Below are 25,121 nucleotides of genomic sequence, written 5' to 3'. Positions count from 1 at the left end.
GTCATGGCCATGAAACTCAAATTCAAGGTTCAGCCCTACCAGACCTATGCCGTGGAATCGGTTGTCGATTGCTTCGCTGGTCAGCCTCTGGTGACCGGAACCAGCTACAGGATGGATCCTGGCCGTAACCCGCAGGCAAGCGCCTTCGAGGAAGGTTTCAAGAACGCCGATCTGGCATTGCCCGACGCGCAGGTGCTTGCCAACATCCGCGATGTGCAGAAGCGTCAGAACCTGCCGCTGTCCGACAAGCTAGCCTGTCTTATTCACCGCGGCGGGTGAGAGGGTTGGCGGGAGTGGCGTAAGCGATTGCTTTGCAGTAGGAAAATGGGTGTCTAGACCAGTCCTTCAGCGAGGCAATTTATGCCACGGACCACACCCGCCGGGAGCGATGATAGCGCACCGGGATTTTCGTTTCCAGCGGTTGGCGGCAAGAAGGTCACAACCGCGTTCGACGGTGGCCGGCTGACCTCTGACGGCGGCGTTCTGCTGCTGGCGCAGGCCGAGCGCGCGATGGGGATCTGCCGGCAGCTTGCTGCGTGCATCGCCGATCCGCGTGACCCGACGCGGGTGATCCATCGCCTCGATGACATTCTGCGTGCCCGTGTGTTCGCGATCACGTGTGGCTATGAGGACGCCGATGATCTCGATGCCCTGCGCGACGATCCGGGCTTCCGCCTGGCGCTGGGCAAGTTGCCGGGATCGGGCGCGGGGCTGGCCAGCCAACCGACGATGAGCCGCTGGGAGAATGCACCGACCACGCGTGAACTGGCCCGGATGATGGTCGCGATGATCGGCGTTTACTGTGCCAGCTATCCGGCCCCACCGGCGGCGGTGACGCTGGATATCGATGACACGTGTGATGTCGTGCACGGCTATCAGCAGCTCTCGTTCTGGAACGGACATCACGGTGAGCGCTGCTTCCTGCCGATCCATGTGTACGATACCGCGAGCGGGCGGCCGGTGGCGATGCTGCTGCGCACTGGCAAGACGCCGTCGGGTGCCGAAGGTGCCGGCCACATCCGGCGCCTGGTGCGTCATATCCGCCAGCACTGGCCCGATACCCACATCACCATCCGCGGCGATGGGCACTACGCCCGTCCCGAGATCATGGCGTTCTGCGAGGCGGCCGGGGTCGATTACGTGTTCGGCTTGCCGACCAACGCCGCGCTGCGGGCCGATCCGGCCATCGTTGCCGTCGCCGATGCCTGCGCGGTCAAGCGGGCCCAGGCCCAACATCCGGTCCTGCGCAACTATGTCGAGACCCGCTACGGCGCCAAAAGCTGGAAGAGCCAACGCCGCGTCGTCGCCCGGATTGAGGCCAGCACGCTGGGCATGGACATCCGCTATGTCGTCACCTCGCTGACAGAAGGCTCGCCCGAGCACATTTACGACACGCTCTATTGCGCGCGCGGCCAAGCCGAAAACCTGATCAAGCGCCACAAGACCCAGTTGGCCAGCGATCGCACCTCGTGCCGCTCGGCCAATGCCAACCAGATGCGCCTCATCCTGCATACCGCCGCCTACTGGCTGATGTGGCGCGTCCAGCAGGCCATCCCCAAGGCCACCTCTCTGGCCACTGCCGAGTTCGCAACGCTGCGCCTGCGGCTGCTCAAGGTCGCCGCCCGCGTCATCGAGACCGCCTCGCGCATCCGTGTCGCCTTCGCGTCAGCATGCCCCGACGCCGGCGTGTTCAAAGCCATCGCCACCAGTCTCCGGCCAGCGCCGACATAGCCAGCGCGGCTGTGCCGCACAAAGCCCGAGCCATCGCCCATCAACCTCGAAAAGCCATCGGTTTTGCTGCGGCGAAAAACGCCGCCGAAACCGCGCGCCCGGATCACGCGGCCACCGACACATCAAACCCGGCACGCCCCAGTGCAGCGGGCTCATGAATAAGCCGGGCTAGTGGTCAGCGCTGGGTGCAAGTTCAATCTCGACGTCGAGATGGAGACTGGCACCGGCAAGACCTACTGTTACATCAAGACGATTTTCGAGATGAACAAGCGGTTTGGCTGGTCGAAGTTCATCATCATGGTGCCCTCGATCGCGATCCGCGAAGGCGTGTACAAGTCGCTGCAGATCACGGCCGACCACTTCACGGAAACCTATGGGAAGAAGGCCCGGTTCTTCATCTACAACTCCAAGCGCCTGCATGAGCTGGAAAGCTTTTCCTCCGATGCTGGTATCAACGTCATGGTCATCAACATCCAGGCTTTCGCTGCCAAAGGAGCTGACAATCGACGGATCTATGATGAGCTGGACGACTTCCAATCGCGCCGCCCGATTGACGTTATCGCGTCCAACCGACCAATCCTGATTCTCGACGAGCCCCAGAAGATGGAAGGCAAGGCCACGATGGAGGCCTTGCCGAAATTCAAACCGCTGATGATCCTGCGCTACTCGGCCACGCACAAGACCCAGCACAACCGCATTCATCGTCTGGATGCCCTCGACGCCTACAACCAGAAGCTGGTCAAGAAAATTGCCGTGCGCGGTATCCAGACCCGCGGGTTGGCGGGTACTAACGCCTACCTCTATCTGGAAGGAATCGAGATCTCGAAGAAGGCCCCCGTGGCTCGCCTTGAGCTCGAGGTGCGGCTGAAATCGGGTGAGATCAAGCGCCAGATCAAGCGCCTGGAGTTCAGGGATGATCTGTTTTCAGAGTCTGGCGAGTTGGACCAGTACCGCGACGGCTTCACCATTTCCCAGATCGACTACAACAACGACACTGTCGAGTTCACCAACGGCATCATGTTGAAGGCTGGCGAAGCTGTCGGCGATGTGTCGGAGCGCGACATTCGGCGCATCCAGATCCGCGAGACGATCAAGGCCCATTTCGACAAGGAAAAGCAGCTCTTCGCCCAAGGCATCAAGGTGCTGTCTCTGTTCTTCATCGATGAGGTCGTCAAATATCGCGACTACGGCCAGGCTGATGAAAAAGGCGAATATGCTCGGGTCTTCGAAGAGGAGTATGCACTTCTCAAAGCCGAATATCTGGCGGAATTGCCACTGGAAAATGACAAGTACAGGGCATTCTTGGAGCGCGATCCTGTAGCCAAGGTGCATGAAGGCTATTTTGCGATCGACAAGCAAAAGCGCCTAGTCGATCCGGACATCAAGAAAACCGGCGAGGACAAAGGCCTGTCGGATGACGCCGATGCCTACGACCTCATCCTGAAAAACAAGGAACGCCTGCTCTCGCAGGCTGAGCCAGTGCGCTTCATTTTCTCCCACTCGGCACTGCGCGAAGGCTGGGACAACCCTAATGTGTTCGTCATGTGCATGCTCAAGCACAGCGACAACACAATCTCGCGCCGGCAGGAAGTGGGGCGTGGCTTGCGCCTGTCGGTCAACCAGCAGGGCGACAGGATGGATCAGCCCTCCATCGTGCATGACATCAATGTGCTGACCGTAGTGGCCAGCGAAAGCTACAAGGACTTTGTCGCGGGCCTTCAGAAAGAGATCGCGGAAACGCTGTCAGCTCGCCCCCGGCTCGCGAACGAAGCGTACTTCAAGGGCAAGGTGCTGGACACAGAGACAGGCAAGGTAGAGGTTTCCGCTGACATGGCCGCCGGCATTGAGTTCTACCTCGTGCAAAATGGCTATGTGGACCGGCAGAAGAGCATTGCTGGGAAATATCATGAAGCTCGAGAGACAGGAACGCTGGCGGAACTACCTGATGATTTGAAACCCTACGCCGATGAGGTTTTCCAGCTCATCGACAGTGTGTTCAGCGATGCACAACTGCCCAAGATCGACGACGGCCGTAAACCAAAGACCAATCCCCTGAACGCGAATTTCGAGAAGAAGGAGTTCCAGGCGCTTTGGTCGAGGATCAACCAGAAGGCTGTTTATCGAGTTGAGTTCGATTCTGAAGAGCTGGTTCACAAATGCGTCAGCGCTTTGGACAGCCAGCTTAGGGTAACGCCGCTACAGTACACGGTTCAAATCGGTATCCAGGCCGAGCAAATCGCGGACGAGCAACTCAGGGCGGGCGACGGCTTTGCAATCACCGGCACGTCCACGGAGCGGGGAGGCTCGGTCTACTCGCTCGTAAAGTATGATCTGCTTGGGAAAATCGGTGAGTTGGTCCAGCTTACTCGGGCCACGGTGGCTGAGATCCTGACCGGGATTGCGCCTGCTGTATTCGGGCAATTCAAGGAAAATCCGGAGCATTTCATCTCAGAGGCATCCCGGATCATCGCCGAGCAAAAGGCAACCATGGTGATCGAGCGCCTGACTTATGACGGGCTGGCCGAGCGTTATGATGTCGACATTTTCACGGCCAATCAGACCGGTCAGGATTTCTCGAAGGCCAGCGCGAAGCTGAAGAACCATGTCTACGATTATGTGGTAACGGATTCGGAAGTCGAGAAGCGGTTCGTTGCGGAGCTGGACACCAGCGATGAGGTGGTCGTCTACGCCAAGCTGCCCCGCGGGTTCCTGATCCCGACGCCTGTCGGAGATTACAACCCAGACTGGGCAATCTCCTTCAAGGAGGGAAGCGTCCGCCATATCTATTTTGTGGCGGAAACGAAGGGCACCATGTCGTCGATGAAGCTGCGCGAGATCGAGAATACCAAGATCGCCTGCGCGCGAAAATTCTTTGACGAGATCGGCCGCAAGGTGACGGATGACAAGGTCAAATATGACGTCGTGACCGATTATGCGAAGCTCATGGACATTGTGAGCCGGGCGGCCTGACAATGCGCAGCGCGGCCGTCTTGGAGCTCCGCTTCAGGATGGCCGCAGCCCAAGCTGTCCCCGATTTGCGAAGGTGATTGGGCTACAGGCTCAAATCGATCACTTTTTCCGGCTGATTTATGCGTTGAGGAATGCGCCCGATCTCATTGGGTTTCACATCGCCCTGCAACGTCGCAGGATCAATCTCGAATGGATTAGAAGGCCTTGGTTCCTGGTGTTCCTGTGGAGCCTTGCCAGCCGCTTCCTTCTTGCCGCCGACCAGATCCATCGCACTGGCCTTGTCACCTGGATTGGCCTCAATCGATCGCAGCAAGGCATCACGATCGTTGGTGAAGATCAGCAAATCATCACGGACACGGGTCGCCATCACGTGGGTCAACCGCTGGTTAGACAAATGCCGTTCGGCGGAGTGCATGACGCCAATGCCCTGATCGGTCGTCATACCCTGGGCCTGATGCATGTTGATTGCGTAGGCCAGCCCGAGCCGAGACAGCATGTGGTCGCCATGGGGTAGCACTATGTTCACACCCTCACTTGTCCTCACCTCCACACCGTCACGTGTGATGCCGACAACTTCGGCGGCGGCAGAATTTAGCAGTCCACGGGCTTTGTCGTTGGCCGTCCAACGGATGTGCTCCCCCTCATGAATCTGGATAGTCTCGCGTGCCGAAAGGGCCAACGCGTCGCGCGTGTCGACCGGATCGAGCTTGGCTGGCCGAAACTGATGCTTGTGCCCATCGCTATCTCGAAGCGTTACGACGCCCTTGGCCGAAACCCGTAGCACATCGTATGTGCCGCGCTCTAAGCCCCCGGCTTGCCACGGCCGTGAACCTCGAGAACCTGGCCCTGATGGTAATTCTTGGCATAGCGCAGTTCCTCGCGGGTCAGGTTCAACCCCTCAAACTGGGTGAGGGTCAGTCCTTCCCCTTTCAAAACGCCGTCGGCCTTGAGCCCATCCTGAACAAGAGCGTTGAGGATTCCGCGGGTTTCACGGCCCGACGCGTATAGCGCAGTCCGGGCGCGGTCCTCTGCTGACAGTTCTAGCCACTTTCGAGCTGCCGCCTCTCGAAAATCAGTGCCGGCGCTGACGACCTTCTCACCCAGCACATTAAACGCGCCGGCAAAGTGGCCTGTGCGCGTCAGCGCCGCGACGGCCCTCATTTCATCGGTGCGTTGGCGGTGGCTGGTCGTCAGCTCCGCCATTGCCGGTCGATGCTGCTGAACGAGCGTGAATGCCTTGCCGGCATCGATCGGCTGCAACTGCGCCCGATCACCGATCATCACCAACCGATCGACACTCAGCATATTGGCGATGGTGATCAGATCATTCATGGGCTTGTTGGCGACGAGAGATGCCTCATCCAGAATCAGCACGGTGTCTTTCAAATGCGCTTTGGATGCCTCGAATGCTTCGCCATGGCCCGCCAATGCGCCGCGGATATGCTCATTCACGAAAGCGGAGACGGTCTGGGCTGGAACTCCGGCCTCATCCTTCAACATGGCAACCATTGTGTTGGCCTGAGCAAGCCCCAAGACCCGTTTGCCACCCGCTTCTGCGCTGCCAGCGATTGCCGCAATCAGCGTTGTCTTTCCCGCACCGGCAACCCCTTGGATTACCACCGTTCGATCACTGCTCGACAAGGCCAGAATGCCGGCTTCAAGCTGCTCAGCTCCCAACTGTCGGCCGACGGCCTTCTCCTGGAGTTGTTGCGCGGCCTGATCGGGTGACAGGAGGGCCTCACTTGCACCGTGGCCGACATCGATGGCGTCCAACAGTCGCTTTTCTTCGGCAATATGGTCCGGAGTCGTGAGATGGGTCTTGGCTCCTTCCGGGCGCCCCAAGGATCCGGTGATCAATTGCCCTTTGTCGATCAAGGCCTGAACACGGGCCTCGACACTCTCGATCGTTACCCCCCTGATACCCAGATCCAAGGCGGTGCGAGAGACCTCATGGATCGGGAAAGCGGCCTCGCGCTGTCCAAGGATCCGAATAGCTGAGGCAACGGCCATTTCTGCGCCGATTTCGTGGGACGACATCGACCAGCGCGCCATCCCGCTTGTAACCAAAGGATCGCCTGGCCGAAGCCATTGTTTGAGCATCTCGGCCCAGTTCGAGGCGACATCCACGATCTGCCTTACCACGTCGAGCCCGGTCCGGCTGCGTTCGGCTTGAACAACCTGTTCACGGGCGCGGCTCACCAGCGCAGAACCATCAAAGCCCAAGCCAGCGGCCCGCTCCGCCCACTCCGCGCGAAGTGCCTCCCGATCATCGAGATTGATCTTGGCGTCGCGCGTGCGAAGGACCACCGCGTCGCGGCCTTGAGGCGTGGAAACGCCGATCTCGGCCGCCTTGGCGAGAATGTCTTCGCGGCGCTGGCTGAAAGCGCTCAAGACCGCCTTGGGAACACCCTCGATTTCAAATTGGCCATGCTTACCGGACTGTCTGGTCTGATAGCCAAGGTCCTCGACCATTTTTCGCAAGGTTGCATGATAGACGCTCCCGATAATGGAATTGTTTTTCCAGAGCTCATCGTTGTGCAGGGCACGCCACGTTTCGCCCACACGGGTGAGATTGGCGACAACCACGTGGATATGGGCCTGTGGGTCCAGTTTGCGGCTCGTGTCGTGCTGGAACAAGGCATAGGTCAGATGCCCAGTGCGGATAGGATCGCCCTTGGAATTTTCGGTATAGGTTCGCCCCTCGGCAAAGGTCTTCTCGACCCAGCCCATGGTCTGGCGAACCGCTTGCAAATGGGCTGCAAGCATGCGCTCATCGCCCCCCACATAGGCAAGCACGCTGGCTGACTTGGGCATGGAGAATGTCAGGTCAATGCCTGCTCTGCGACGATCGGGATCGCCAATCTGCTCGCCGTCCGGGAGCTTGCCCCGCAGCAAATCCACAAAGGCCTGCTTGGCGACCTCACCGGATAGGCCGAGCTCGGTCGCGCCCAGACCGCCCCAACCACTGACTTCGCTGGCGTGCTCGCCAACATAGTAGTCATCCTTGGCAAAATAGTTTGCCGCGCCACCTGCCGACCGAACCGATGCCACCGAAAGCATCGCTCAATATCCCATGTCCATGTCATCGCTTCGGTCTGGAGCCAAATCAGGCACGCTGTGATCATGATGACGATGCTGCTCGGATTTTTCAGCCGGGTCTAAATAGGCCTGTCCAGTTCTCTCCTCGACGGTGATCTGCTGTTCACGACTGGGCGTGCGTGTGAGATTGAAAGCCGGCAAACGCTCGGCTTCCTCCCTCGTCAATTGGGAATAGATGTTTTCGGTCATTCCCATAGCTCGACGGTGCTCCGTGCTTGTAGCGACCGTCGCGGCATTGGCCTGCTTCTCAGGATCCGCGTCGTCCGCCCTTCTTCCCGGCACAACATCGAAGTGTGCACTGCGCGCCAAACCAATCTGAAGGTCACCGAACGGTAGCTCTGGCGACCGTTCGACCTCGGCATCCTTTGCCAGGTTTGGCGCCTTTTCCGGCTTATCCGCTTCGATGAGTCTAGGGGCAGGACCACCTTCTGCACTCTCGCGCCGGCTCTGCTCGACCGGCGGACTATAAGCCGCAATACGCATATGGGGTGTGCGCAGGAATGGTTCAGCGATTGCTGGATAATCCCGCCATTCAAGGCGAATTCGGGCTGCGGGGAAGCCTTCGGGAAACTTCACGAAGCCGTGCAGTGACGGGAGGTTCATGATGTCATCCGGAATGACCAAGGGTTTAACCTCAGTTCGCGGCGTGATGGTCGCGGCATCACGCGACCTTGTCGCTCCAATCGAATAGGCTTCATCCGTCTCGCGCACCTCGCGAAAGCCTATGAAGTTCGAGCAGACCTCGGCGGTATTCTTGTCTGCGGTTGCCAGGATCAGTTTGGTGCGAGCCAGCGAAGCCAGATTGATCGCGCCTTCCTCGCCATAGGTTTCAGCGAGCTTGTCGAAGCTGTGCATTCCAAGCACGAAGGCCCCGCCGAAGCCCCGCGCCGTCTGCAAGCCGTGCTCGATCGCTGGCAAGCGATGGAGCGCGTGAACTTCGTCAAAAAGATACCACATGCGCAGATCGCGAGTGCGCGGCATGCCCATCAATGCGTTGACTGCCAGATCCATCCAAAGCGTCAGGAGGGATCTGTTGAGGGTAAGGTCAGTGTGGGTCGAAGTGATGAAGAGGATTGATCCTGGAACCGGCTGCTCTTGCACCCAGCGCCGAATGGAAAATGGGGGTGGCCCGCCGGGAACGGGATCCGGCAAGAAGCGCAAAGCCTGCGCGTTGGTGTTAAATACGGATCGGATCGATTCTGCCATGCGCGCCGATTCAACGGCCGTCAGAGGCGCTGCGATCGTGTTCTGTAGACGATCATGGACAGCCTTGAGGTCGGCCGACATCAGATGATGAGCGATGGCGCCATTGGTTGTCTCGCCGCGCTCAGCGAGCTTGATGCACATTTCAACGAAGAGTGTGCGAGCAGCCTGCGCCCAGAACGGCTCGGCATTGCCTCCCTCGCCGGGGATAAGGGCGGCCGCCGCACCGATGAAATCAGCATAGTTTTCGCAATCATTGAAGATCGTCCACGGTGGACACCGAAGGTCCATCGGGTTGAGGATGTGATCGCGTCCCTGCTCGTAAAAGGCTTCAACGAAAGCGCCGGTGAGATCAAAGACCACGCAGCGATGGCCCCGCTCGCGCGCCTCTAGCACCATCTTGCGCAATTGAGTGGTCTTACCGGCACCTGTCGTGCCGATCAGCATGGCGTGAGTTTGCTCGAGGCGCCAAGGGTAGGCGATGCCCGCCATGGAATATGGCACATGGAGGCCCATCGCCGCCCGTTCGGCGACCGGCAGAGCGACAACCCTGTCAGGCGAAAGAGTTGTGTGTGCGGTCTCCAGTTCGGCGGCGAATTCGGCTGCATTATGGGCATTGATCTCTCGGATCAGAACATCTGTGCCAACCAGCATCGCGCCGCGCTCATGGCGCTCCTTGAGGATATCGACGCCAATCTTCTGGGACAGGCGGACGAACCAGGTGGCCAGTGGCCCGCTGAAGAATAGCGAGCCAGCGAAGGCGACGATCAAGCAGCGGACGAATTTGGTCCATGCTTGGGCGACATCTGGATAATCCTGCACATCTCCGATCTGCATCGGCACCAGAGAGCCATCTGTCAGGGTCAGGTTGACTGAATGGCTTGGGTCCAGATCGACCAGGCTCCAGAAGCCCGCGAAGAGGTGCATCTCGACAAGCTGAACCTCATGCTCGTGCATGGCAATCGCCAGCAGCAAGATCAGCAGTATAGAGAAACTGGCAAGAGCTGCGAGAACCGGCCAGCGCAACCCCTCCATCATCATCATGTAGCGCAATCGGATCAGTTGAGATCCGCGGGTGAAGGCTCCGACGTTGCGAACAATCTCGCCACGGGCCGAGGCATGTTCGAGGGCAACCGGGCGGCGGTCGAAGCGGATGTCATCGTTGCGCGGCATGATATTTTTTCGCGTTGGTGATGGCGAGCGCCAACAGTCGGTCCGCCTCTTCCGGCGCGACCTTCTGCATGATGCAGTCCTGAGCTAGGCTGCAAAACTCGAGGATGGTGACGAGACGCGCGAAGTCGATTCCGAGCCCGCCATCAACAAAGGGCAATGCGATTTCGATGAGACGTCGGGCGACCTCAGCACGCGAAGACCCATCACGCTCTGCGATCGCTTTCAGACGATCATCCTGAGCACGGGTGATGCTGAGGCCGAATTGAACTAATCTAGCCATGACTGCTCCTGACAATGAGCAGCCTGGTCCGGTTATCGCCCAACGAAACTATCGCAAATTACCAAAAATGCAATCGGAGGGACGCCCAGTTGCTCCTCGCCATGCTCGATTCCCATTCCTCATAGCGAATATGAAATTCGACTTAAAATCATGGTCTTATAAATATTATTCGTTATTCCACATTGTTATTGCCGGGATTGGTTCGTAATTCGTCATCGCGAATGATGACAATTCTCCATTCGCGATTGAGAATGACCAATCAAGCACATGAATTGCATTGCTAATTTCGAAATGTGTGGCCCATATTTTTTTTCGGCATGCCGCGTAGGGTGTGCCCAAAATTCCATCAGGAACTGGGCATTCAAGATTGTCCGTGGACGCTTGAGGATGTCTGCTGGTCACCGGGTTCCTGGCTGCGGCCTAGGCGCCGACCAGCCATCCGCATCATGGCAATTCAGACCAAGGACAGCCGGTCACCGAGCCGTTGAATGAGGTCCATCCGCTCGTGCAGGATGGCGACAATCAGCGGTGGATCGATGTCGCGCTTAAGGCAGAAGGCATAGTGATGCTCGCAGCGGGCCATCCACAGGCCGGGATGCATATCGCTCATGTCACGGTAGGAGCCCAAGCCTTGCGCGAGACGAGCGATGCCTTGCTCGAGCTTGGCCATATAGGCGCGAACTTGCGCATCGCCCCAATGCTGGCGGGTGTAGCGGACGATCGACCGGACATCAGCCTCGGCCGCCGCTGTCAGGACGTAACCGTGGCTCAAGAGGCTTGGCTCGTGCCCAGTTCCTCATCGACGATGGTACTGATGCTCAAGGCCGAGGTCTGACCAGCCAAACCTTGCTCGATGCGTTCGCCCAGCAGCGTCTGCAATTCGCGCCAAGCCTGATCGCCACTCGCATCAGCGGGGAACAGACGCTCGAGCGCATATTGCTTGATCGTCTTGCCTTGCAGGGCAGCCAGCGCCTTCAGGCTCTGATGCTGTTGACTGGTGATGTCGATGGTCAGGCGGCTCATGACGACCTCTTGGCGGCTACAACAAAGCATCATTACCGCAAATGTGGGTTTGTGGCCAGCCTCATCACCAGTAGATTTGGATCAGGCGCGCCGCACGGATAGACCTCTGGCCCTCGACAAGAGTTCAGGTGGCTTGCGGAATGGGGCAAGATCATCTATCTTACTTTCGTCTTACCAAGGGATAATGCCATGGGCATACAGGATCGGATTACGACCACCGTGTCCACCAAGGGGCAGGTTATTCTGCCCAAGGCGATCCGTGACCAGCGGTATTGGTCCGCTGGTACCAAGCTGATCGTCGAGGATACGCCCGACGGGGTTCTGCTAAAATCCATGCCGGTTTTCGCGACAACCAGCATCGAGGATGTTTTTGGCAGGTTGCATTCCAGCAAGCCTGCTTTGTCGGTTGACGATATGAATGCCGTGATTGCCGAGGAGGCCAAACGGCGTGCGCGCGATTGATACCAATGTCGTGGTGCGCCTGCTGGTGGCTGACGATGCTGATCAGGCTCAAGCCGCCCGCCAGATTGTGTTGGGTGGAGAGACGTTTCTGGGCGTGAGTGTTGTGCTTGAGACAGAATGGGTATTGCGTGCCGGATATGACTTTACCGCTCCGCAGATCGTGGACGCCTTGCGCGCGCTGGGCGGGCTTCCGGGCCTGACCATGGAAGAGCCGGAACAGGTTGCCATGGCGCTTGAAGGACTGGAACAAGGCATGGATTTTGCCGATGCTCTCCATCTGGCAAGGTCTGGTCATTGCCGCGAATTTGTGACCTTTGACCGTAAACTGGCCAAACGCGCCAAAGGCCTTTCCCGGGTCCCTGTCCTGCTGCTTTGATCGCACGATCAGGCGCGTGGGCCCGGGGTGGGGCTTGCCCCGCCCCTACGTCCGCGTGCCTCCTGCCATCGGAAAAAGAGAAGGAGGACGCCGCTGATGCGGCGCCCTCCCCCGGATTACTGGCGAAACGTCAGGCAGCGGCGCGCTGGTGACGCTGGGCGAAAGCGTGATGGGGCAGGTTTGCCTCACGCACGCGGCTCAAGAGGTTGGACTGGAGGCCCGAACCTTCGCAGATGATGGCGTGGACCGGTTTCAAATTCAGCAGTTGTTCGTTGCGAACGAAGCCTGCGCGCTTGCCCAGTGCCCGGTTGAGGGTGAAGCGGACGGTCTTGACGCCGCGCGCGGCAGCCCAGGCGTGAGCGATCTGGTCGCAACCCTTGTGCTGGGCGGTGGTGGCGAGGAGCATGTGGGGCACGCGGGCGTGGGTTTCATCAAGAGCCTGCCAGAGAAGTTCGTGGTCGTGCCAGTCGGTGCCGCCGGAGAAGATCACCACCGGGCCAGTGGGCGCGTGGTCTTCGCGGCGCTTGGCAGCGCGGGCGGCGAGGAAATCGCGGGCCTCGATCTGGCTGGCGGTCAGGCCGGAGGAAACGCGGGTGCCTTTGACGGTCGAGAACGGGCGGCCGGTTTCGACACGGTAGATCTCGCCGGCGTAGTCGCGCATGGCCTCCATCGCCTCGCGGCAGTCCATCAGGGTCTGGGCGATGCGCTGGGTTTCTTCCAGTTCGACGGCGTAGATTTCGGAAGGGTCAAAGGCGCGGGCCATGTCGCCCAGCTTCCTGGTGGCTTCGTCCTCCCGCTTCTCGATGCGCTGGGAGGTGACGTGGAAGCTGTTGACGATGCCCCATACGATGTCCTGGCCGAATTCCTCCATGCGGGTGCCGCGGAAGAGATCGAAGACGGTGCCGATGACCATTTCCATCGCGCCGCGCGCGGCCTGCGGGTCGGGCATGTCGGTGGCGGCGGGTTCGTCGTGAACCGAGAGTTGCGCCATGCTGCCTTGCTCGGTGAAGGCAGTGTCAAAGCCGGGGACTTCGATCTGCTCACGGTAGAAGGCAGAGAGGGCTTCGAAATTGGCGAATGCTTGCGTCATGGTGACCTCCAGAAGGCTTCTTGTTCGTCATCCTCGTGATGACGGGAGGTCAGGGGGCGAGCTGGACCAGCTTGTCAGGGACGTTGGCCGGGAAGCTGGCTGCGCCGGAGCATCGCGCCAAAAAGTGGGAACCGGTTTTTGGCATCAGCGATGCGACCACAAAGCGCTGCCAGACCCCGGTTGACGCCGCGCCAGCGGGGCGTGGGGGAGCCGATTTTGTGGTGGGCTGGCCCGCCGCAAAATTGGGGGCACCGCGCATCCTTGCACAAGCGCCCGGCCAGCTTGCCAGACTCGGACTACGAGAGAGAGAGATTGTTGGTTTCAGGGGTACGCTACGGTGCCCCAAGCGCCCCGCGCCAGTCGATCGTCACCCGAATGGGCCGAGACCCAAACGGGGCTCGGTGGAGCCCGCCTGCGGGCGGAATAGAGCGCGGTGACCGTGCCGCAGGCGCGGGCGCGGGCAGGCGCCTAGCCTGTCTTATTCACCGCGGCGGGTGAGAGGGTTGGCGGGAGTGGCGTAAGCGATTGCTTTGCAGTAGGAAAATGGGTGTCTAGACCAGTCCTTCAGCGAGGCAATTTATGCCACGGACCACACCCGCCGGGAGCGATGATAGCGCACCGGGATTTTCGTTTCCAGCGGTTGGCGGCAAGAAGGTCACAACCGCGTTCGACGGTGGCCGGCTGACCTCTGACGGCGGCGTTCTGCTGCTGGCGCAGGCCGAGCGCGCGATGGGGATCTGCCGGCAGCTTGCTGCGTGCATCGCCGATCCGCGTGACCCGACGCGGGTGATCCATCGCCTCGATGACATTCTGCGTGCCCGTGTGTTCGCGATCACGTGTGGCTATGAGGACGCCGATGATCTCGATGCCCTGCGCGACGATCCGGGCTTCCGCCTGGCGCTGGGCAAGTTGCCGGGATCGGGCGCGGGGCTGGCCAGCCAACCGACGATGAGCCGCTGGGAGAATGCACCGACCACGCGTGAACTGGCCCGGATGATGGTCGCGATGATCGGCGTTTACTGTGCCAGCTATCCGGCCCCACCGGCGGCGGTGACGCTGGATATCGATGACACGTGTGATGTCGTGCACGGCTATCAGCAGCTCTCGTTCTGGAACGGACATCACGGTGAGCGCTGCTTCCTGCCGATCCATGTGTACGATACCGCGAGCGGGCGGCCGGTGGCGATGCTGCTGCGCACTGGCAAGACGCCGTCGGGTGCCGAAGGTGCCGGCCACATCCGGCGCCTGGTGCGTCATATCCGCCAGCACTGGCCCGATACCCACATCACCATCCGCGGCGATGGGCACTACGCCCGTCCCGAGATCATGGCGTTCTGCGAGGCGGCCGGGGTCGATTACGTGTTCGGCTTGCCGACCAACGCCGCGCTGCGGGCCGATCCGGCCATCGTTGCCGTCGCCGATGCCTGCGCGGTCAAGCGGGCCCAGGCCCAACATCCGGTCCTGCGCAACTATGTCGAGACCCGCTACGGCGCCAAAAGCTGGAAGAGCCAACGCCGCGTCGTCGCCCGGATTGAGGCCAGCACGCTGGGCATGGACATCCGCTATGTCGTCACCTCGCTGACAGAAGGCTCGCCCGAGCACATTTACGACACGCTCTATTGCGCGCGCGGCCAAGCCGAAAACCTGATCAAGCGCCACAAGACCCAGTTGGCCAGCGATCGCACCTCGTGCCGCTCGGCCAATGCCAACCAGATGCGCCTCATCCTGCATACCGCCGCCTACTGGCTGATGTGGCGCGTCCAGCAGGCCATCCCCAAGGCCACCTCTCTGGCCACTGCCGAGTTCGCAACGCTGCGCCTGCGGCTGCTCAAGGTCGCCGCCCGCGTCATCGAGACCGCCTCGCGCATCCGTGTCGCCTTCGCGTCAGCATGCCCCGACGCCGGCGTGTTCAAAGCCATCGCCACCAGTCTCCGGCCAGCGCCGACATAGCCAGCGCGGCTGTGCCGCACAAAGCCCGAGCCATCGCCCATCAACCTCGAAAAGCCATCGGTTTTGCTGCGGCGAAAAACGCCGCCGAAACCGCGCGCCCGGATCACGCGGCCACCGACACATCAAACCCGGCACGCCCCAGTGCAGCGGGCTCATGAATAAGCCGGGCTAGTGACATTCACGCCTTGCCGCTATTAGTCGAAAAATGCCGGCCTCGCCGCATCCGCTGAGAACGCAAAGGCTGCTGCTATATCGCTCTCGATGGTCCGCGCCCGCGAGAGTGGTGGCAAATCGTCAATGGCGAAGAAGCGAGCCTCAACGGTTTCCGCGCCCGGCCGGGTATCGCCGTAGCCATTCCGATCGCACAGGAAAAACATCTTGTAAAAATCGCGAACATCCGGCGGATAGCCCAATCCGGCCTTGTGCCGCACACCATAGAGCCTTCGCGCGGCAACTTGCAGCCCTGCCTCCTCGAGAATTTCCTTCTCGACATTTCGAGCGGGGGAAAGGCCAACATCGGCGAAACCGCCGGGCAAGGTCCACAACCCATCGCTACGTTCGCGGACCAGGAGAATTGAATCATCTTCAATCACCGCGCCGCGAACATCAACTTTCGGTGTCGCGTAGCCTCGCGCGAAATCCGAAACCAGCCCCTCGATCCGCTCGACTGGAACATTGCCCAGCGTGGCAAGCATTTCATTGGCAATCTGAGCGATCTCTTCATACCGCTCTCGGTCGAACTCATCACGTGAGTAATGGATCCCCGTCGATGCGATGGCTTGAAGTCGCTTGCCAAAGGTTAGCCATTGCGGTTCCATAATACCCTCCAGATGCAGCGGTTGAACATGGCATGTTTCGGGTCACGCGCAAGCTGGGATAGGCGTTCGCAAATCTCTGGAGCTCGGCGAGGACATCTCGAACAAGGTGTGGCAACGCCGTCACGGAAGTAGGTTGGGCACCTGTCGGTGCCCAACCGATCAGCATTCAATGCACCACCACATCGATGAGCAAACCGTCGAGGCTGTCGATCCCGCGCTCGCTGGCCACCAGGCTCCAGGCGGCGACCAGGTCGTCGAAATATTCCGCATCGACAAGGGTTTCGGCGCGAGCTTCGCCGAACTGGCTCTGTTCCCAGGCGAGGCCGTGCGCGGCGTCGGTGGACGAGGCTATGGCGTTGCCGAGATGCGCGGCGATATCGTAATCGGTGAGATGAGCCGATTGCGCCCGGATGCGGGCGACCATGGCGGGGTTGGTGACGGTGATGCCGCAGGGGACGCAGGCGAATTCATCGAAGGCCGAGGTGTAAAACATGGGCTTGCTCCCGAAAGGTGCTTGTCCGATTTTTGGGGGCGGCCCGCCATTGTTTCGCGATTTCTGCGAAATCGCTGGGGCGGCCCGCCCGTCTGGGTCAGATGAACTCGATCTCGTCAGCGACGATCTCGGTGTTGTAGTAGGTCCGCCCGTCCTTCTCGTTCCTGGTGTAGCGGATCTCCCCGGTGACAATCAGCTTGTCGCCCTTCTTCTTGTGGTTGGCGATCGACTTGCCGAGGCCGTTGAAGGCCTTGATGGTGTGGAACTGGTCGTAGGTTTCGGCGTAGCCATCGTCGCCCTTGACGACCTGGCCGTCCTTGATGACCGGCCTGCTGGTGACGAGGGTGAAGCTGACGCCGCCCTTGCTGTCGGTGCCGAAGCGGCTGATGTCGGAGGTGATGCGGCCGGACAGGAAAACCTTGTTCATTTCGATGTCTCCAGATCTTACCGGCGAGCCTTTCCCGCCGGGATGAACTGAAGCGCAGCCCGCGATTGAGGGGCCGCCGCACCGGAGCGCAGCGCAGGGAAACCTCCATTTTTCGAGTGGTGCGGGCGCCGACCGCAGGGAGGTAACTCGGTCGACAATTGGGGGTTGCGACGGTCCCGCGCGGGCGTAGTGTTCATCCCTTTTCTGGCGGGATGGCTTGCCGGTCAGATTGCCCGGAGATGTTCGACCAAGGTTGTGTTTGGCTGTCGGGCCGCCCTGAAATCAGGTGCCTTGCTTGGCGCTGCCAAGGGCCTGCTTGCCCGCACTCGCTTCATGCCACCGTTTCATGGTCGCCAGGCAAGAGGTCCAGAGCATGGCTTGGCTCCGACCCACAGGATTACACCCACGGCGTAGAGTCCGGCAGGCGTTCGCCAGCCACCGCAGGGCGACTGGTTGTCACCGGCGATGCTGCACTCATTCGAGACGAAGCGGACCCGCCACAACAGGCGTATAAGCTGAGTGCTGATCGTTCAGGCCTGAGCGGCAGCCTGCTGGTTGAGGGGGTTTTCGGGATCAAGGCATTGCAGAGCATGATCGATGTGCATGGCTGCCAGCAGATCTCCGGCGTCCAAGAGCCGTGCCTTGATCTCGGCCAGTGTCGCGGTAATCGCCTGATACTCGTCCCGGTCAAGCGATTGAAGATGATCGGTCATTGAAGGATGCCTTTGGCAGATCGGTCGAGGAAACACCGGTTATCAGACAAGCGTGACAAAACTTGCGCAAGCGGAGCTGATGATGATCGTCGGCCCGTGATGAGACGAAATGCCCAGAGAGGCTTGATTACATATTATAGTTGATAAACTCAAAGTGTGTAAATCGCGATCCTTGCATGCATGGACATGCGTAAACTGGTTGGCCGGAATTTCGCGCGCCTGCGTCGGGATCAAGGTCTGACTCAGGAGCAGGTCGAGGAGCGTTCTGGCTTCAGCCAGCAATATCTCAGCAGCTTGGAGCGTGGACGGCGCAATCCGACCGTCATCACGCTCTATGAGCTGTCCTTGGCGCTGGGCGTCAGCCATGTCGATCTGGTTCGCCCCGACCTCGAAGATCCCACCGAGCATTGAACGAAAATAGGCGACCCGTCGTGAGACGGGCCGCCCATAGGAACAAGCATCCTGGAGGTTGGCGTCAGGCCGCCTTGGCAAAACCCGGTTCGAGATCGCCGAAGGGCGAAGCGTCGCGGCGGTCATCCGCACCGGCGGCAAAGCCATCATTGGCTGCGCCCATCACGGCCGTTTCGGCGAAGCCAGCCTCCGCCCGACGACGCGGGCGCGACCAGGCGATGTTGAGCGCGCCATCGGCTTGCGAGAAGAGCGCGATCGACAGCGGGGCTTCAAAGCTGGGATCATCGATCTGGCCCTGAAGGAAGGTGTCACCGCCATTGTTCGCGGTCTTCTCCCACAGGCCACCGACGGGGATGAACTGGCCATTCTTGGCGCGGACCATCACGTCATACTTGGGGGCGGCGGCGTTGCTGGAATTGACCGGGCGCAAGCCCACCACGAGGTCGAGCGTAGCGGTCTGGATCTTGCCCATGTAAACGCCAGCGCCGTTGAGCTTCAGTTCACCGATATTCATGGCCGTATTCTCCTCTGGCCCGACACCCTCTTGCGTCCTGGGTGCCGAAGGTTGGTTCGCGTCTTTGGCCCCTTGGCCCCAGACACCCATCCTCAATCCCCTCAACTCCTCCCCGCCCGGTGGCCGCCCAGCGCCGCGCCGACGGAGCCGAGCAAGGCCTGCAACCCGACATGACGCCAAGCGCCGCAGGCAGGAGAATGATGCCCCCGAGCGAACATCGCCCGAGGCTTCGCAGCCAAGCCGTCAGGCCGCGTCGAGATAAGTGGGATTGTCGTTCGCCGAGGCCGACACACGAAAGCCGGAACGGCGCTGGGGGCGCAGCCAGGCGACGCTGTAGCTGCCGTCGCTCTGGCGAAAGGCGCTGATCGGCAGCGGCCGCGCCATCGAAGGATCATCGATCCGGCCTTGCAGGAAGCATTCGCCGGTCGTCTTCGAGGTCTGCTCCCACAGCGCGCCGATCTGGACGGCGGCGCCCGCTGGGCTGCGCGTGTAGATTTCGTAAAGCGGGGCATTGGGATGGTACGAGGTAACGCCGCGCAGGCCGAAGCTCATGGCAACGGTGAGCGTGGTGATGCTGCCGGTCAGCGCGCCGCGATCGTTAGCGCGAATGGTGCCGATGTTCATGCAGGTTTTCCTTTAGTGCCTGACTCGAAAGATCACCAAGCGTAGCAATATCTTGCGGTTCTGCGGGTGAGCATGCGGATGGAGGCGATTGTGGCCCAGGCGGTGGACGAGGCGATGGTTGTTTCCCAATCCTTGGCCAAGCGGCGGCATCGACCGAGCCATGCGAAGGTGCGCTCGACTACCCAGCGGCGCGGCAGAACCTGAAAACCCCTGGCCTTGTCGGACCGCTTGATGATCTCGATCGTCCACTGGCCCGAACCGGCGATGGCATCGCGGAGTTTGTCGCCCGCATAGCCGCCATCGGCAAAGACATGGCGCAGCCAGGGGAAGCGCCGCCGCACGGCCTTGAGCACATCGACGGCGCCATCGCGGTCCTGAATATCGGCGGTATGCACGAGAATGAAGATGAGGAAGCCGCAGGTGTCGGTCAGGATGTGCCGCTTGCGGCCCTTGATCTTCTTGCCTGCGTCATAGCCGCAAGGGCCACCACTTTCGGTGGTTTTGACCGACTGGCTGTCGACCACACCGGCACTTGGGCTTGCCTCGCGTCCTTCGATCTCGCGCAGGTTCATGACCAGTACCGTGTTCATCGCCTCGAGCAAGCCTGCGTTGCGCCAGACGTAGAAGTAGCGTTGGACCGTCGAAACCGGCGGAAAGCATTTGGGCAGAAGCCGCCACGCGCAACCGCTCGCCGCAATGTAGAGCAAGGCGTTCAGGACTTCGCGCATGTTTGTTGTCCGGCGCCGACCTCCCCGCTTGGCCGCAGGGATGAACGGCGCTGCCAAAGCCCACTCCCGGTCGGTCATATCGCTGGAATAACGCAATCCTTTTCGGCTATGCTCCTGCCGGGCAATACCAGTCCATGCCATCGTTCACTCCATCTCTTCGCAAAGAGGCGTGAATCACAACATACTGGTATTGCTCAACAACTTTCGGGGCGGGCTCTTAGCAAGGGCCCCGTCTTACATTCCAGTGGGCCGCAGGGTTGGATGCGTCTCTGGGCGCCTGCGCCCATGACACTCATCCTCCATCCGCTTCACTCGCGGGCTGATTTTATGGCTGTTTCTGATTGCCAAGTGAAACTTGGAACGACAAGATAGCAGCCCAATGACTGGTCTAGAAACAGGCCGGAACTAAAGCACTTATCGATGGAACTGTGTTCCATATAAGAAACAAAGGGTATCGTAGTGACTGCATCAAGCCCAGATTCGCCCCCTCCAGAGCAATCTCTCGAACAGTATGTCCAGGAGCTTGCCGAACGGGATGATCCATATCCCTCACATTTTATCAATAGCTTAACCCGGCTTATTCATGAGCCCGCTGCACTGGGGCGTGCCGGGTTTGATGTGTCGGTGGCCGCGTGATCCGGGCGCGCGGTTTCGGCGGCGTTTTTCGCCGCAGCAAAACCGATGGCTTTTCGAGGTTGATGGGCGATGGCTCGGGCTTTGTGCGGCACAGCCGCGCTGGCTATGTCGGCGCTGGCCGGAGACTGGTGGCGATGGCTTTGAACACGCCGGCGTCGGGGCATGCTGACGCGAAGGCGACACGGATGCGCGAGGCGGTCTCGATGACGCGGGCGGCGACCTTGAGCAGCCGCAGGCGCAGCGTTGCGAACTCGGCAGTGGCCAGAGAGGTGGCCTTGGGGATGGCCTGCTGGACGCGCCACATCAGCCAGTAGGCGGCGGTATGCAGGATGAGGCGCATCTGGTTGGCATTGGCCGAGCGGCACGAGGTGCGATCGCTGGCCAACTGGGTCTTGTGGCGCTTGATCAGGTTTTCGGCTTGGCCGCGCGCGCAATAGAGCGTGTCGTAAATGTGCTCGGGCGAGCCTTCTGTCAGCGAGGTGACGACATAGCGGATGTCCATGCCCAGCGTGCTGGCCTCAATCCGGGCGACGACGCGGCGTTGGCTCTTCCAGCTTTTGGCGCCGTAGCGGGTCTCGACATAGTTGCGCAGGACCGGATGTTGGGCCTGGGCCCGCTTGACCGCGCAGGCATCGGCGACGGCAACGATGGCCGGATCGGCCCGCAGCGCGGCGTTGGTCGGCAAGCCGAACACGTAATCGACCCCGGCCGCCTCGCAGAACGCCATGATCTCGGGACGGGCGTAGTGCCCATCGCCGCGGATGGTGATGTGGGTATCGGGCCAGTGCTGGCGGATATGACGCACCAGGCGCCGGATGTGGCCGGCACCTTCGGCACCCGACGGCGTCTTGCCAGTGCGCAGCAGCATCGCCACCGGCCGCCCGCTCGCGGTATCGTACACATGGATCGGCAGGAAGCAGCGCTCACCGTGATGTCCGTTCCAGAACGAGAGCTGCTGATAGCCGTGCACGACATCACACGTGTCATCGATATCCAGCGTCACCGCCGCCGGTGGGGCCGGATAGCTGGCACAGTAAACGCCGATCATCGCGACCATCATCCGGGCCAGTTCACGCGTGGTCGGTGCATTCTCCCAGCGGCTCATCGTCGGTTGGCTGGCCAGCCCCGCGCCCGATCCCGGCAACTTGCCCAGCGCCAGGCGGAAGCCCGGATCGTCGCGCAGGGCATCGAGATCATCGGCGTCCTCATAGCCACACGTGATCGCGAACACACGGGCACGCAGAATGTCATCGAGGCGATGGATCACCCGCGTCGGGTCACGCGGATCGGCGATGCACGCAGCAAGCTGCCGGCAGATCCCCATCGCGCGCTCGGCCTGCGCCAGCAGCAGAACGCCGCCGTCAGAGGTCAGCCGGCCACCGTCGAACGCGGTTGTGACCTTCTTGCCGCCAACCGCTGGAAACGAAAATCCCGGTGCGCTATCATCGCTCCCGGCGGGTGTGGTCCGTGGCATAAATTGCCTCGCTGAAGGACTGGTCTAGACACCCATTTTCCTACTGCAAAGCAATCGCTTACGCCACTCCCGCCAACCCTCTCACCCGCCGCGGTGAATAAGACAGGTTAAGCGGTGGGGCAAAGCGCCCGATCAATTCTGTCTCGAGGGGCTCCGGGTAAGAGCAGTGGTAAGGCGCCAGTTCCAGGTTCTCCAGCATCCAAGCCGTCAGCCGTTGCTCGGAGGCCGGCGCCAAGCTCCAGGTGTTTCGAGAAGCGGGCTTCACTACCAAGACAGGCTCGAGCGTCAATTTCTCCATGAGCAGAACCGCCAAGCTCTTTCGCGGAGAGTGATTTCGTGTCGACGCATTGAAATGGCAGCGACCTTTGAGGCCCTTACGGTTCGCTGCAAGACCGATGTAGAGCAAGCCCTCTTCACCGGGGGTGATGCCTTTCAGTTCAGCACCGTTGCGTAAGAACAGCGCATAAAGTCCATGGTCGTGATCGAGATTGAACTGCGATCTCGGTCCGCGATGCCAAGTCAGTGGAGATAGGGGGCGGTCGGGTTCCATAGTTTTTCAGATTAGGCCAAAAGGGGCGTATTTTCTATGGTCTGCGCTTGCTGCGCATCATGCTTGCAGCAATGGCCAGCCACAGGCAATGTTGAGTTATGTCCAAGCCTTATGATCCCTACGCCTACATCATTCGCGTCGAAGCCCGGATTGTCGGCATCGAGCCCGAGATCACTCGCACGCTGGAATTGCCTAGCCTGTCTTATTCACCGCGGCGGGTGAGAGGGTTGGCGGGAGTGGCGTAAGCGATTGCTTTGCAGTAGGAAAATGGGTGTCTAGACCAGTCCTTCAGCGAGGCAATTTATGCCACGGACCACACCCGCCGGGAGCGATGATAGCGCACCGGGATTTTCGTTTCCAGCGGTTGGCGGCAAGAAGGTCACAACCGCGTTCGACGGTGGCCGGCTGACCTCTGACGGCGGCGTTCTGCTGCTGGCGCAGGCCGAGCGCGCGATGGGGATCTGCCGGCAGCTTGCTGCGTGCATCGCCGATCCGCGTGACCCGACGCGGGTGATCCATCGCCTCGATGACATTCTGCGTGCCCGTGTGTTCGCGATCACGTGTGGCTATGAGGACGCCGATGATCTCGATGCCCTGCGCGACGATCCGGGCTTCCGCCTGGCGCTGGGCAAGTTGCCGGGATCGGGCGCGGGGCTGGCCAGCCAACCGACGATGAGCCGCTGGGAGAATGCACCGACCACGCGTGAACTGGCCCGGATGATGGTCGCGATGATCGGCGTTTACTGTGCCAGCTATCCGGCCCCACCGGCGGCGGTGACGCTGGATATCGATGACACGTGTGATGTCGTGCACGGCTATCAGCAGCTCTCGTTCTGGAACGGACATCACGGTGAGCGCTGCTTCCTGCCGATCCATGTGTACGATACCGCGAGCGGGCGGCCGGTGGCGATGCTGCTGCGCACTGGCAAGACGCCGTCGGGTGCCGAAGGTGCCGGCCACATCCGGCGCCTGGTGCGTCATATCCGCCAGCACTGGCCCGATACCCACATCACCATCCGCGGCGATGGGCACTACGCCCGTCCCGAGATCATGGCGTTCTGCGAGGCGGCCGGGGTCGATTACGTGTTCGGCTTGCCGACCAACGCCGCGCTGCGGGCCGATCCGGCCATCGTTGCCGTCGCCGATGCCTGCGCGGTCAAGCGGGCCCAGGCCCAACATCCGGTCCTGCGCAACTATGTCGAGACCCGCTACGGCGCCAAAAGCTGGAAGAGCCAACGCCGCGTCGTCGCCCGGATTGAGGCCAGCACGCTGGGCATGGACATCCGCTATGTCGTCACCTCGCTGACAGAAGGCTCGCCCGAGCACATTTACGACACGCTCTATTGCGCGCGCGGCCAAGCCGAAAACCTGATCAAGCGCCACAAGACCCAGTTGGCCAGCGATCGCACCTCGTGCCGCTCGGCCAATGCCAACCAGATGCGCCTCATCCTGCATACCGCCGCCTACTGGCTGATGTGGCGCGTCCAGCAGGCCATCCCCAAGGCCACCTCTCTGGCCACTGCCGAGTTCGCAACGCTGCGCCTGCGGCTGCTCAAGGTCGCCGCCCGCGTCATCGAGACCGCCTCGCGCATCCGTGTCGCCTTCGCGTCAGCATGCCCCGACGCCGGCGTGTTCAAAGCCATCGCCACCAGTCTCCGGCCAGCGCCGACATAGCCAGCGCGGCTGTGCCGCACAAAGCCCGAGCCATCGCCCATCAACCTCGAAAAGCCATCGGTTTTGCTGCGGCGAAAAACGCCGCCGAAACCGCGCGCCCGGATCACGCGGCCACCGACACATCAAACCCGGCACGCCCCAGTGCAGCGGGCTCATGAATAAGCCGGGCTAGTGATCTCAATTTTGCGCAGCTTCACGAGGTGTTGCAGGCAGCCTTCGGGTGGACCGACAGCCACCTGCATCAGTTCCATGTCGGGGGCCTGACCATCGGCGCGCCCGAGGCCATCGAGGATTCCTCCTACGGCCCTCGGGTGTTCGAGGCGACCGAAGTCCAGCTCAAGGATCTGACCTTTCCCTATGAGGTCGATGCGACACTCACGATCACCTACCAGTACGACTTTGGCGACGATTGGCAGCACAAGCTCGTATTGTGCCGGGCCGAGCAGGAAGACGGCGTCAAGTATCCGCGCTGCACCACCGGCGAGCGGGCAGGCCCGCCAGAAGATGTGGGCGGATACCCCGGCTATGCCGACTTTTTGGAGGCATGGCTTGACCCCGAGCATGAAGAGCACAAAGCCATGCGTCTCTGGGCCGGCAAGAAGTTTAATCCAGAGCGTTTCGACCTTGAGGCGACCAACAAAGCCATCGGCAAAGCCATGCGTGCCTGCCGCGGCGATTACCGCCAGCGGCAAATTTGACTTG

The 25,121-nt window shown here is 60.9% G+C and carries 25 protein-coding genes; 9 read left to right on the top strand and 16 right to left on the bottom strand.

Annotation, left to right across the window (positions count from 1 at the left end):
• Window positions 1-3 precede the first annotated feature (3 nt).
• From R9J51_RS05990 to R9J51_RS05980, 3 genes are all read left to right on the top strand, one after another.
• A complete protein-coding gene (locus tag R9J51_RS05990; RefSeq protein ID WP_218847428.1) occupies window positions 4-279 on the top strand; it encodes a hypothetical protein in 276 nt (91 codons plus the stop codon).
• Window positions 280-360: 81 nt separating this feature from the next.
• Complete coding sequence (locus R9J51_RS05985; RefSeq protein ID WP_066763960.1) at window positions 361-1,731, top strand: IS1380 family transposase; 1,371 nt, start codon at window positions 361-363, stop codon at window positions 1,729-1,731.
• A gap of 210 nt (window positions 1,732-1,941) precedes the next feature.
• Window positions 1,942-4,701: a DEAD/DEAH box helicase family protein gene (locus R9J51_RS05980; RefSeq protein WP_218843541.1), complete on the top strand. Its 2,760-nt coding sequence runs from the start codon at window positions 1,942-1,944 to the stop codon at window positions 4,699-4,701.
• A gap of 82 nt (window positions 4,702-4,783) precedes the next feature.
• Here R9J51_RS05980 and R9J51_RS05975 read toward each other — a convergent pair whose 3' ends face one another.
• The 6 genes from R9J51_RS05975 to R9J51_RS05950 form a co-directional block, all read right to left on the bottom strand.
• Window positions 4,784-5,485 (bottom strand): hypothetical protein, encoded by a 702-nt coding sequence (locus R9J51_RS05975; protein ID WP_432787884.1) that lies wholly within the window; start codon window positions 5,483-5,485, stop codon window positions 4,784-4,786.
• A gap of 17 nt (window positions 5,486-5,502) precedes the next feature.
• Window positions 5,503-7,761 (bottom strand): MobF family relaxase, encoded by a 2,259-nt coding sequence (mobF, locus tag R9J51_RS05970; RefSeq protein WP_432787883.1) that lies wholly within the window; start codon window positions 7,759-7,761, stop codon window positions 5,503-5,505.
• Between the two features lie 3 nt (window positions 7,762-7,764).
• On the bottom strand, window positions 7,765-10,176 hold the full coding sequence (locus tag R9J51_RS05965) for a type IV secretion system DNA-binding domain-containing protein (RefSeq protein ID WP_179506096.1): 2,412 nt from the start codon (window positions 10,174-10,176) through the stop codon (window positions 7,765-7,767).
• On the bottom strand, window positions 10,160-10,456 hold the full coding sequence (locus tag R9J51_RS05960; RefSeq protein WP_179506095.1) for a hypothetical protein: 297 nt from the start codon (window positions 10,454-10,456) through the stop codon (window positions 10,160-10,162). The genes R9J51_RS05965 and R9J51_RS05960 overlap by 17 nt, the downstream gene beginning before the upstream one ends.
• A 454-nt stretch (window positions 10,457-10,910) precedes the next feature.
• Complete coding sequence (locus R9J51_RS05955) at window positions 10,911-11,228, bottom strand: type II toxin-antitoxin system RelE/ParE family toxin (RefSeq protein WP_008068522.1); 318 nt, start codon at window positions 11,226-11,228, stop codon at window positions 10,911-10,913.
• A complete protein-coding gene (locus tag R9J51_RS05950) occupies window positions 11,225-11,479 on the bottom strand; it encodes an antitoxin (protein ID WP_008068523.1) in 255 nt (84 codons plus the stop codon). The genes R9J51_RS05955 and R9J51_RS05950 overlap by 4 nt, the downstream gene beginning before the upstream one ends.
• A gap of 189 nt (window positions 11,480-11,668) precedes the next feature.
• Between R9J51_RS05950 and R9J51_RS05945 the strand changes: the two genes are divergently transcribed.
• Window positions 11,669-11,941 carry an AbrB/MazE/SpoVT family DNA-binding domain-containing protein gene (locus R9J51_RS05945; RefSeq protein ID WP_018076143.1) on the top strand — a complete coding sequence of 91 codons (273 nt, stop codon included), beginning with the start codon at window positions 11,669-11,671 and terminating at the stop codon, window positions 11,939-11,941.
• The gene (locus tag R9J51_RS05940; protein ID WP_008068531.1) at window positions 11,928-12,317 is read left to right on the top strand and encodes a type II toxin-antitoxin system VapC family toxin; all 390 of its coding nucleotides are present in this window, start codon (window positions 11,928-11,930) and stop codon (window positions 12,315-12,317) included. The genes R9J51_RS05945 and R9J51_RS05940 overlap by 14 nt, the downstream gene beginning before the upstream one ends.
• Window positions 12,318-12,447: 130 nt before the next feature.
• Here R9J51_RS05940 and R9J51_RS05935 read toward each other — a convergent pair whose 3' ends face one another.
• The gene (locus R9J51_RS05935; protein WP_008068532.1) at window positions 12,448-13,407 is read right to left on the bottom strand and encodes a DUF2493 domain-containing protein; all 960 of its coding nucleotides are present in this window, start codon (window positions 13,405-13,407) and stop codon (window positions 12,448-12,450) included.
• 579 nt (window positions 13,408-13,986) lie between these two features.
• Here R9J51_RS05935 and R9J51_RS05930 point away from each other — a divergent pair.
• Window positions 13,987-15,357, top strand: a complete 1,371-nt coding sequence (locus R9J51_RS05930) for an IS1380 family transposase (RefSeq protein ID WP_066763960.1) — start codon at window positions 13,987-13,989, stop codon at window positions 15,355-15,357.
• Between the two features lie 194 nt (window positions 15,358-15,551).
• On the opposite strand, the gene R9J51_RS05925 is transcribed toward R9J51_RS05930, so the two are convergent.
• From R9J51_RS05925 to R9J51_RS05910, 4 genes are all read right to left on the bottom strand, one after another.
• The gene (locus tag R9J51_RS05925; protein ID WP_018076144.1) at window positions 15,552-16,175 is read right to left on the bottom strand and encodes an NUDIX hydrolase; all 624 of its coding nucleotides are present in this window, start codon (window positions 16,173-16,175) and stop codon (window positions 15,552-15,554) included.
• Window positions 16,176-16,341: 166 nt separating this feature from the next.
• Window positions 16,342-16,668 (bottom strand): hypothetical protein, encoded by a 327-nt coding sequence (locus R9J51_RS05920; RefSeq protein WP_008068535.1) that lies wholly within the window; start codon window positions 16,666-16,668, stop codon window positions 16,342-16,344.
• Window positions 16,669-16,765: 97 nt separating this feature from the next.
• Complete coding sequence (locus tag R9J51_RS05915; protein WP_008065144.1) at window positions 16,766-17,095, bottom strand: single-stranded DNA-binding protein; 330 nt, start codon at window positions 17,093-17,095, stop codon at window positions 16,766-16,768.
• Between the two features lie 530 nt (window positions 17,096-17,625).
• Window positions 17,626-17,808, bottom strand: a complete 183-nt coding sequence (locus tag R9J51_RS05910; protein ID WP_008068538.1) for a hypothetical protein — start codon at window positions 17,806-17,808, stop codon at window positions 17,626-17,628.
• A gap of 180 nt (window positions 17,809-17,988) precedes the next feature.
• Here R9J51_RS05910 and R9J51_RS05905 point away from each other — a divergent pair, with 180 nt between their 5' ends.
• Entirely contained in the window at window positions 17,989-18,219 is a 231-nt protein-coding gene (locus R9J51_RS05905; RefSeq protein ID WP_008068540.1) for a helix-turn-helix domain-containing protein, read from the top strand.
• Between the two features lie 64 nt (window positions 18,220-18,283).
• On the opposite strand, the gene R9J51_RS05900 is transcribed toward R9J51_RS05905, so the two are convergent.
• The 5 genes from R9J51_RS05900 to R9J51_RS05880 all read right to left on the bottom strand — a co-directional run bounded on the left by R9J51_RS05900 (window position 18,284) and on the right by R9J51_RS05880 (window position 22,745).
• On the bottom strand, window positions 18,284-18,733 hold the full coding sequence (locus R9J51_RS05900; protein WP_008068541.1) for a DUF736 domain-containing protein: 450 nt from the start codon (window positions 18,731-18,733) through the stop codon (window positions 18,284-18,286).
• Between the two features lie 243 nt (window positions 18,734-18,976).
• Entirely contained in the window at window positions 18,977-19,357 is a 381-nt protein-coding gene (locus R9J51_RS05895) for a DUF736 domain-containing protein (RefSeq protein ID WP_008068542.1), read from the bottom strand.
• Between the two features lie 32 nt (window positions 19,358-19,389).
• On the bottom strand, window positions 19,390-20,226 hold the full coding sequence (locus R9J51_RS05890) for an IS5 family transposase (RefSeq protein WP_036500702.1): 837 nt from the start codon (window positions 20,224-20,226) through the stop codon (window positions 19,390-19,392).
• Between the two features lie 598 nt (window positions 20,227-20,824).
• Window positions 20,825-22,195, bottom strand: coding sequence for an IS1380 family transposase (locus R9J51_RS05885; RefSeq protein ID WP_066763960.1), 1,371 nt, complete (start codon window positions 22,193-22,195; stop codon window positions 20,825-20,827).
• Between the two features lie 58 nt (window positions 22,196-22,253).
• Window positions 22,254-22,745 (bottom strand): GIY-YIG nuclease family protein, encoded by a 492-nt coding sequence (locus tag R9J51_RS05880; RefSeq protein WP_179506094.1) that lies wholly within the window; start codon window positions 22,743-22,745, stop codon window positions 22,254-22,256.
• Window positions 22,746-23,048: 303 nt separating this feature from the next.
• Here R9J51_RS05880 and R9J51_RS05875 point away from each other — a divergent pair, with 303 nt between their 5' ends.
• Both R9J51_RS05875 and R9J51_RS05870 read left to right on the top strand, forming a co-directional pair.
• Entirely contained in the window at window positions 23,049-24,419 is a 1,371-nt protein-coding gene (locus tag R9J51_RS05875; protein ID WP_066763960.1) for an IS1380 family transposase, read from the top strand.
• A 158-nt stretch (window positions 24,420-24,577) separates the two neighbouring features.
• Window positions 24,578-25,117, top strand: coding sequence for a plasmid pRiA4b ORF-3 family protein (locus tag R9J51_RS05870; RefSeq protein ID WP_432787981.1), 540 nt, complete (start codon window positions 24,578-24,580; stop codon window positions 25,115-25,117).
• The last annotated feature ends 4 nt before the right edge of the window (window positions 25,118-25,121 follow it).

Source organism: Novosphingobium rhizosphaerae (assembly GCF_050920675.1).
In the GTDB taxonomy this organism is placed as follows: domain Bacteria; phylum Pseudomonadota; class Alphaproteobacteria; order Sphingomonadales; family Sphingomonadaceae; genus Novosphingobium; species Novosphingobium rhizosphaerae.
This window is presented reverse-complemented; position numbering and strand designations above follow the sequence as displayed.

Excerpts from the sequence above, each read along its gene's own strand:
- R9J51_RS05910 (WP_008068538.1), bottom strand. The coding sequence starts at position 17,808 with ATGACCGATCATCTTCAATCGCTTGACCGGGACGAGTATCAGGCGATT.
- R9J51_RS05925 (WP_018076144.1), bottom strand. The coding sequence starts at position 16,175 with ATGGAACCGCAATGGCTAACCTTTGGCAAGCGACTTCAAGCCATCGCA.
- R9J51_RS05960 (WP_179506095.1), bottom strand. The coding sequence starts at position 10,456 with ATGGCTAGATTAGTTCAATTCGGCCTCAGCATCACCCGTGCTCAGGAT.
- R9J51_RS05890 (WP_036500702.1), bottom strand. The coding sequence starts at position 20,226 with ATGGCATGGACTGGTATTGCCCGGCAGGAGCATAGCCGAAAAGGATTG.
- R9J51_RS05915 (WP_008065144.1), bottom strand. The coding sequence starts at position 17,095 with ATGAACAAGGTTTTCCTGTCCGGCCGCATCACCTCCGACATCAGCCGC.
- R9J51_RS05985 (WP_066763960.1), top strand. The coding sequence starts at position 361 with ATGCCACGGACCACACCCGCCGGGAGCGATGATAGCGCACCGGGATTT.
- R9J51_RS05965 (WP_179506096.1), bottom strand. The coding sequence starts at position 10,176 with ATGCCGCGCAACGATGACATCCGCTTCGACCGCCGCCCGGTTGCCCTC.
- R9J51_RS05885 (WP_066763960.1), bottom strand. The coding sequence starts at position 22,195 with ATGCCACGGACCACACCCGCCGGGAGCGATGATAGCGCACCGGGATTT.
- R9J51_RS05920 (WP_008068535.1), bottom strand. The coding sequence starts at position 16,668 with ATGTTTTACACCTCGGCCTTCGATGAATTCGCCTGCGTCCCCTGCGGC.
- R9J51_RS05905 (WP_008068540.1), top strand. The coding sequence starts at position 17,989 with ATGGACATGCGTAAACTGGTTGGCCGGAATTTCGCGCGCCTGCGTCGG.
- R9J51_RS05875 (WP_066763960.1), top strand. The coding sequence starts at position 23,049 with ATGCCACGGACCACACCCGCCGGGAGCGATGATAGCGCACCGGGATTT.
- R9J51_RS05945 (WP_018076143.1), top strand. The coding sequence starts at position 11,669 with ATGGGCATACAGGATCGGATTACGACCACCGTGTCCACCAAGGGGCAG.
- R9J51_RS05990 (WP_218847428.1), top strand. The coding sequence starts at position 4 with ATGGCCATGAAACTCAAATTCAAGGTTCAGCCCTACCAGACCTATGCC.
- R9J51_RS05950 (WP_008068523.1), bottom strand. The coding sequence starts at position 11,479 with ATGAGCCGCCTGACCATCGACATCACCAGTCAACAGCATCAGAGCCTG.
- R9J51_RS05980 (WP_218843541.1), top strand. The coding sequence starts at position 1,942 with ATGGAGACTGGCACCGGCAAGACCTACTGTTACATCAAGACGATTTTC.
- R9J51_RS05930 (WP_066763960.1), top strand. The coding sequence starts at position 13,987 with ATGCCACGGACCACACCCGCCGGGAGCGATGATAGCGCACCGGGATTT.
- R9J51_RS05935 (WP_008068532.1), bottom strand. The coding sequence starts at position 13,407 with ATGACGCAAGCATTCGCCAATTTCGAAGCCCTCTCTGCCTTCTACCGT.
- R9J51_RS05895 (WP_008068542.1), bottom strand. The coding sequence starts at position 19,357 with ATGAACATCGGCACCATTCGCGCTAACGATCGCGGCGCGCTGACCGGC.
- R9J51_RS05880 (WP_179506094.1), bottom strand. The coding sequence starts at position 22,745 with ATGGAACCCGACCGCCCCCTATCTCCACTGACTTGGCATCGCGGACCG.
- R9J51_RS05900 (WP_008068541.1), bottom strand. The coding sequence starts at position 18,733 with ATGAATATCGGTGAACTGAAGCTCAACGGCGCTGGCGTTTACATGGGC.
- mobF (WP_432787883.1), bottom strand. The coding sequence starts at position 7,761 with ATGCTTTCGGTGGCATCGGTTCGGTCGGCAGGTGGCGCGGCAAACTAT.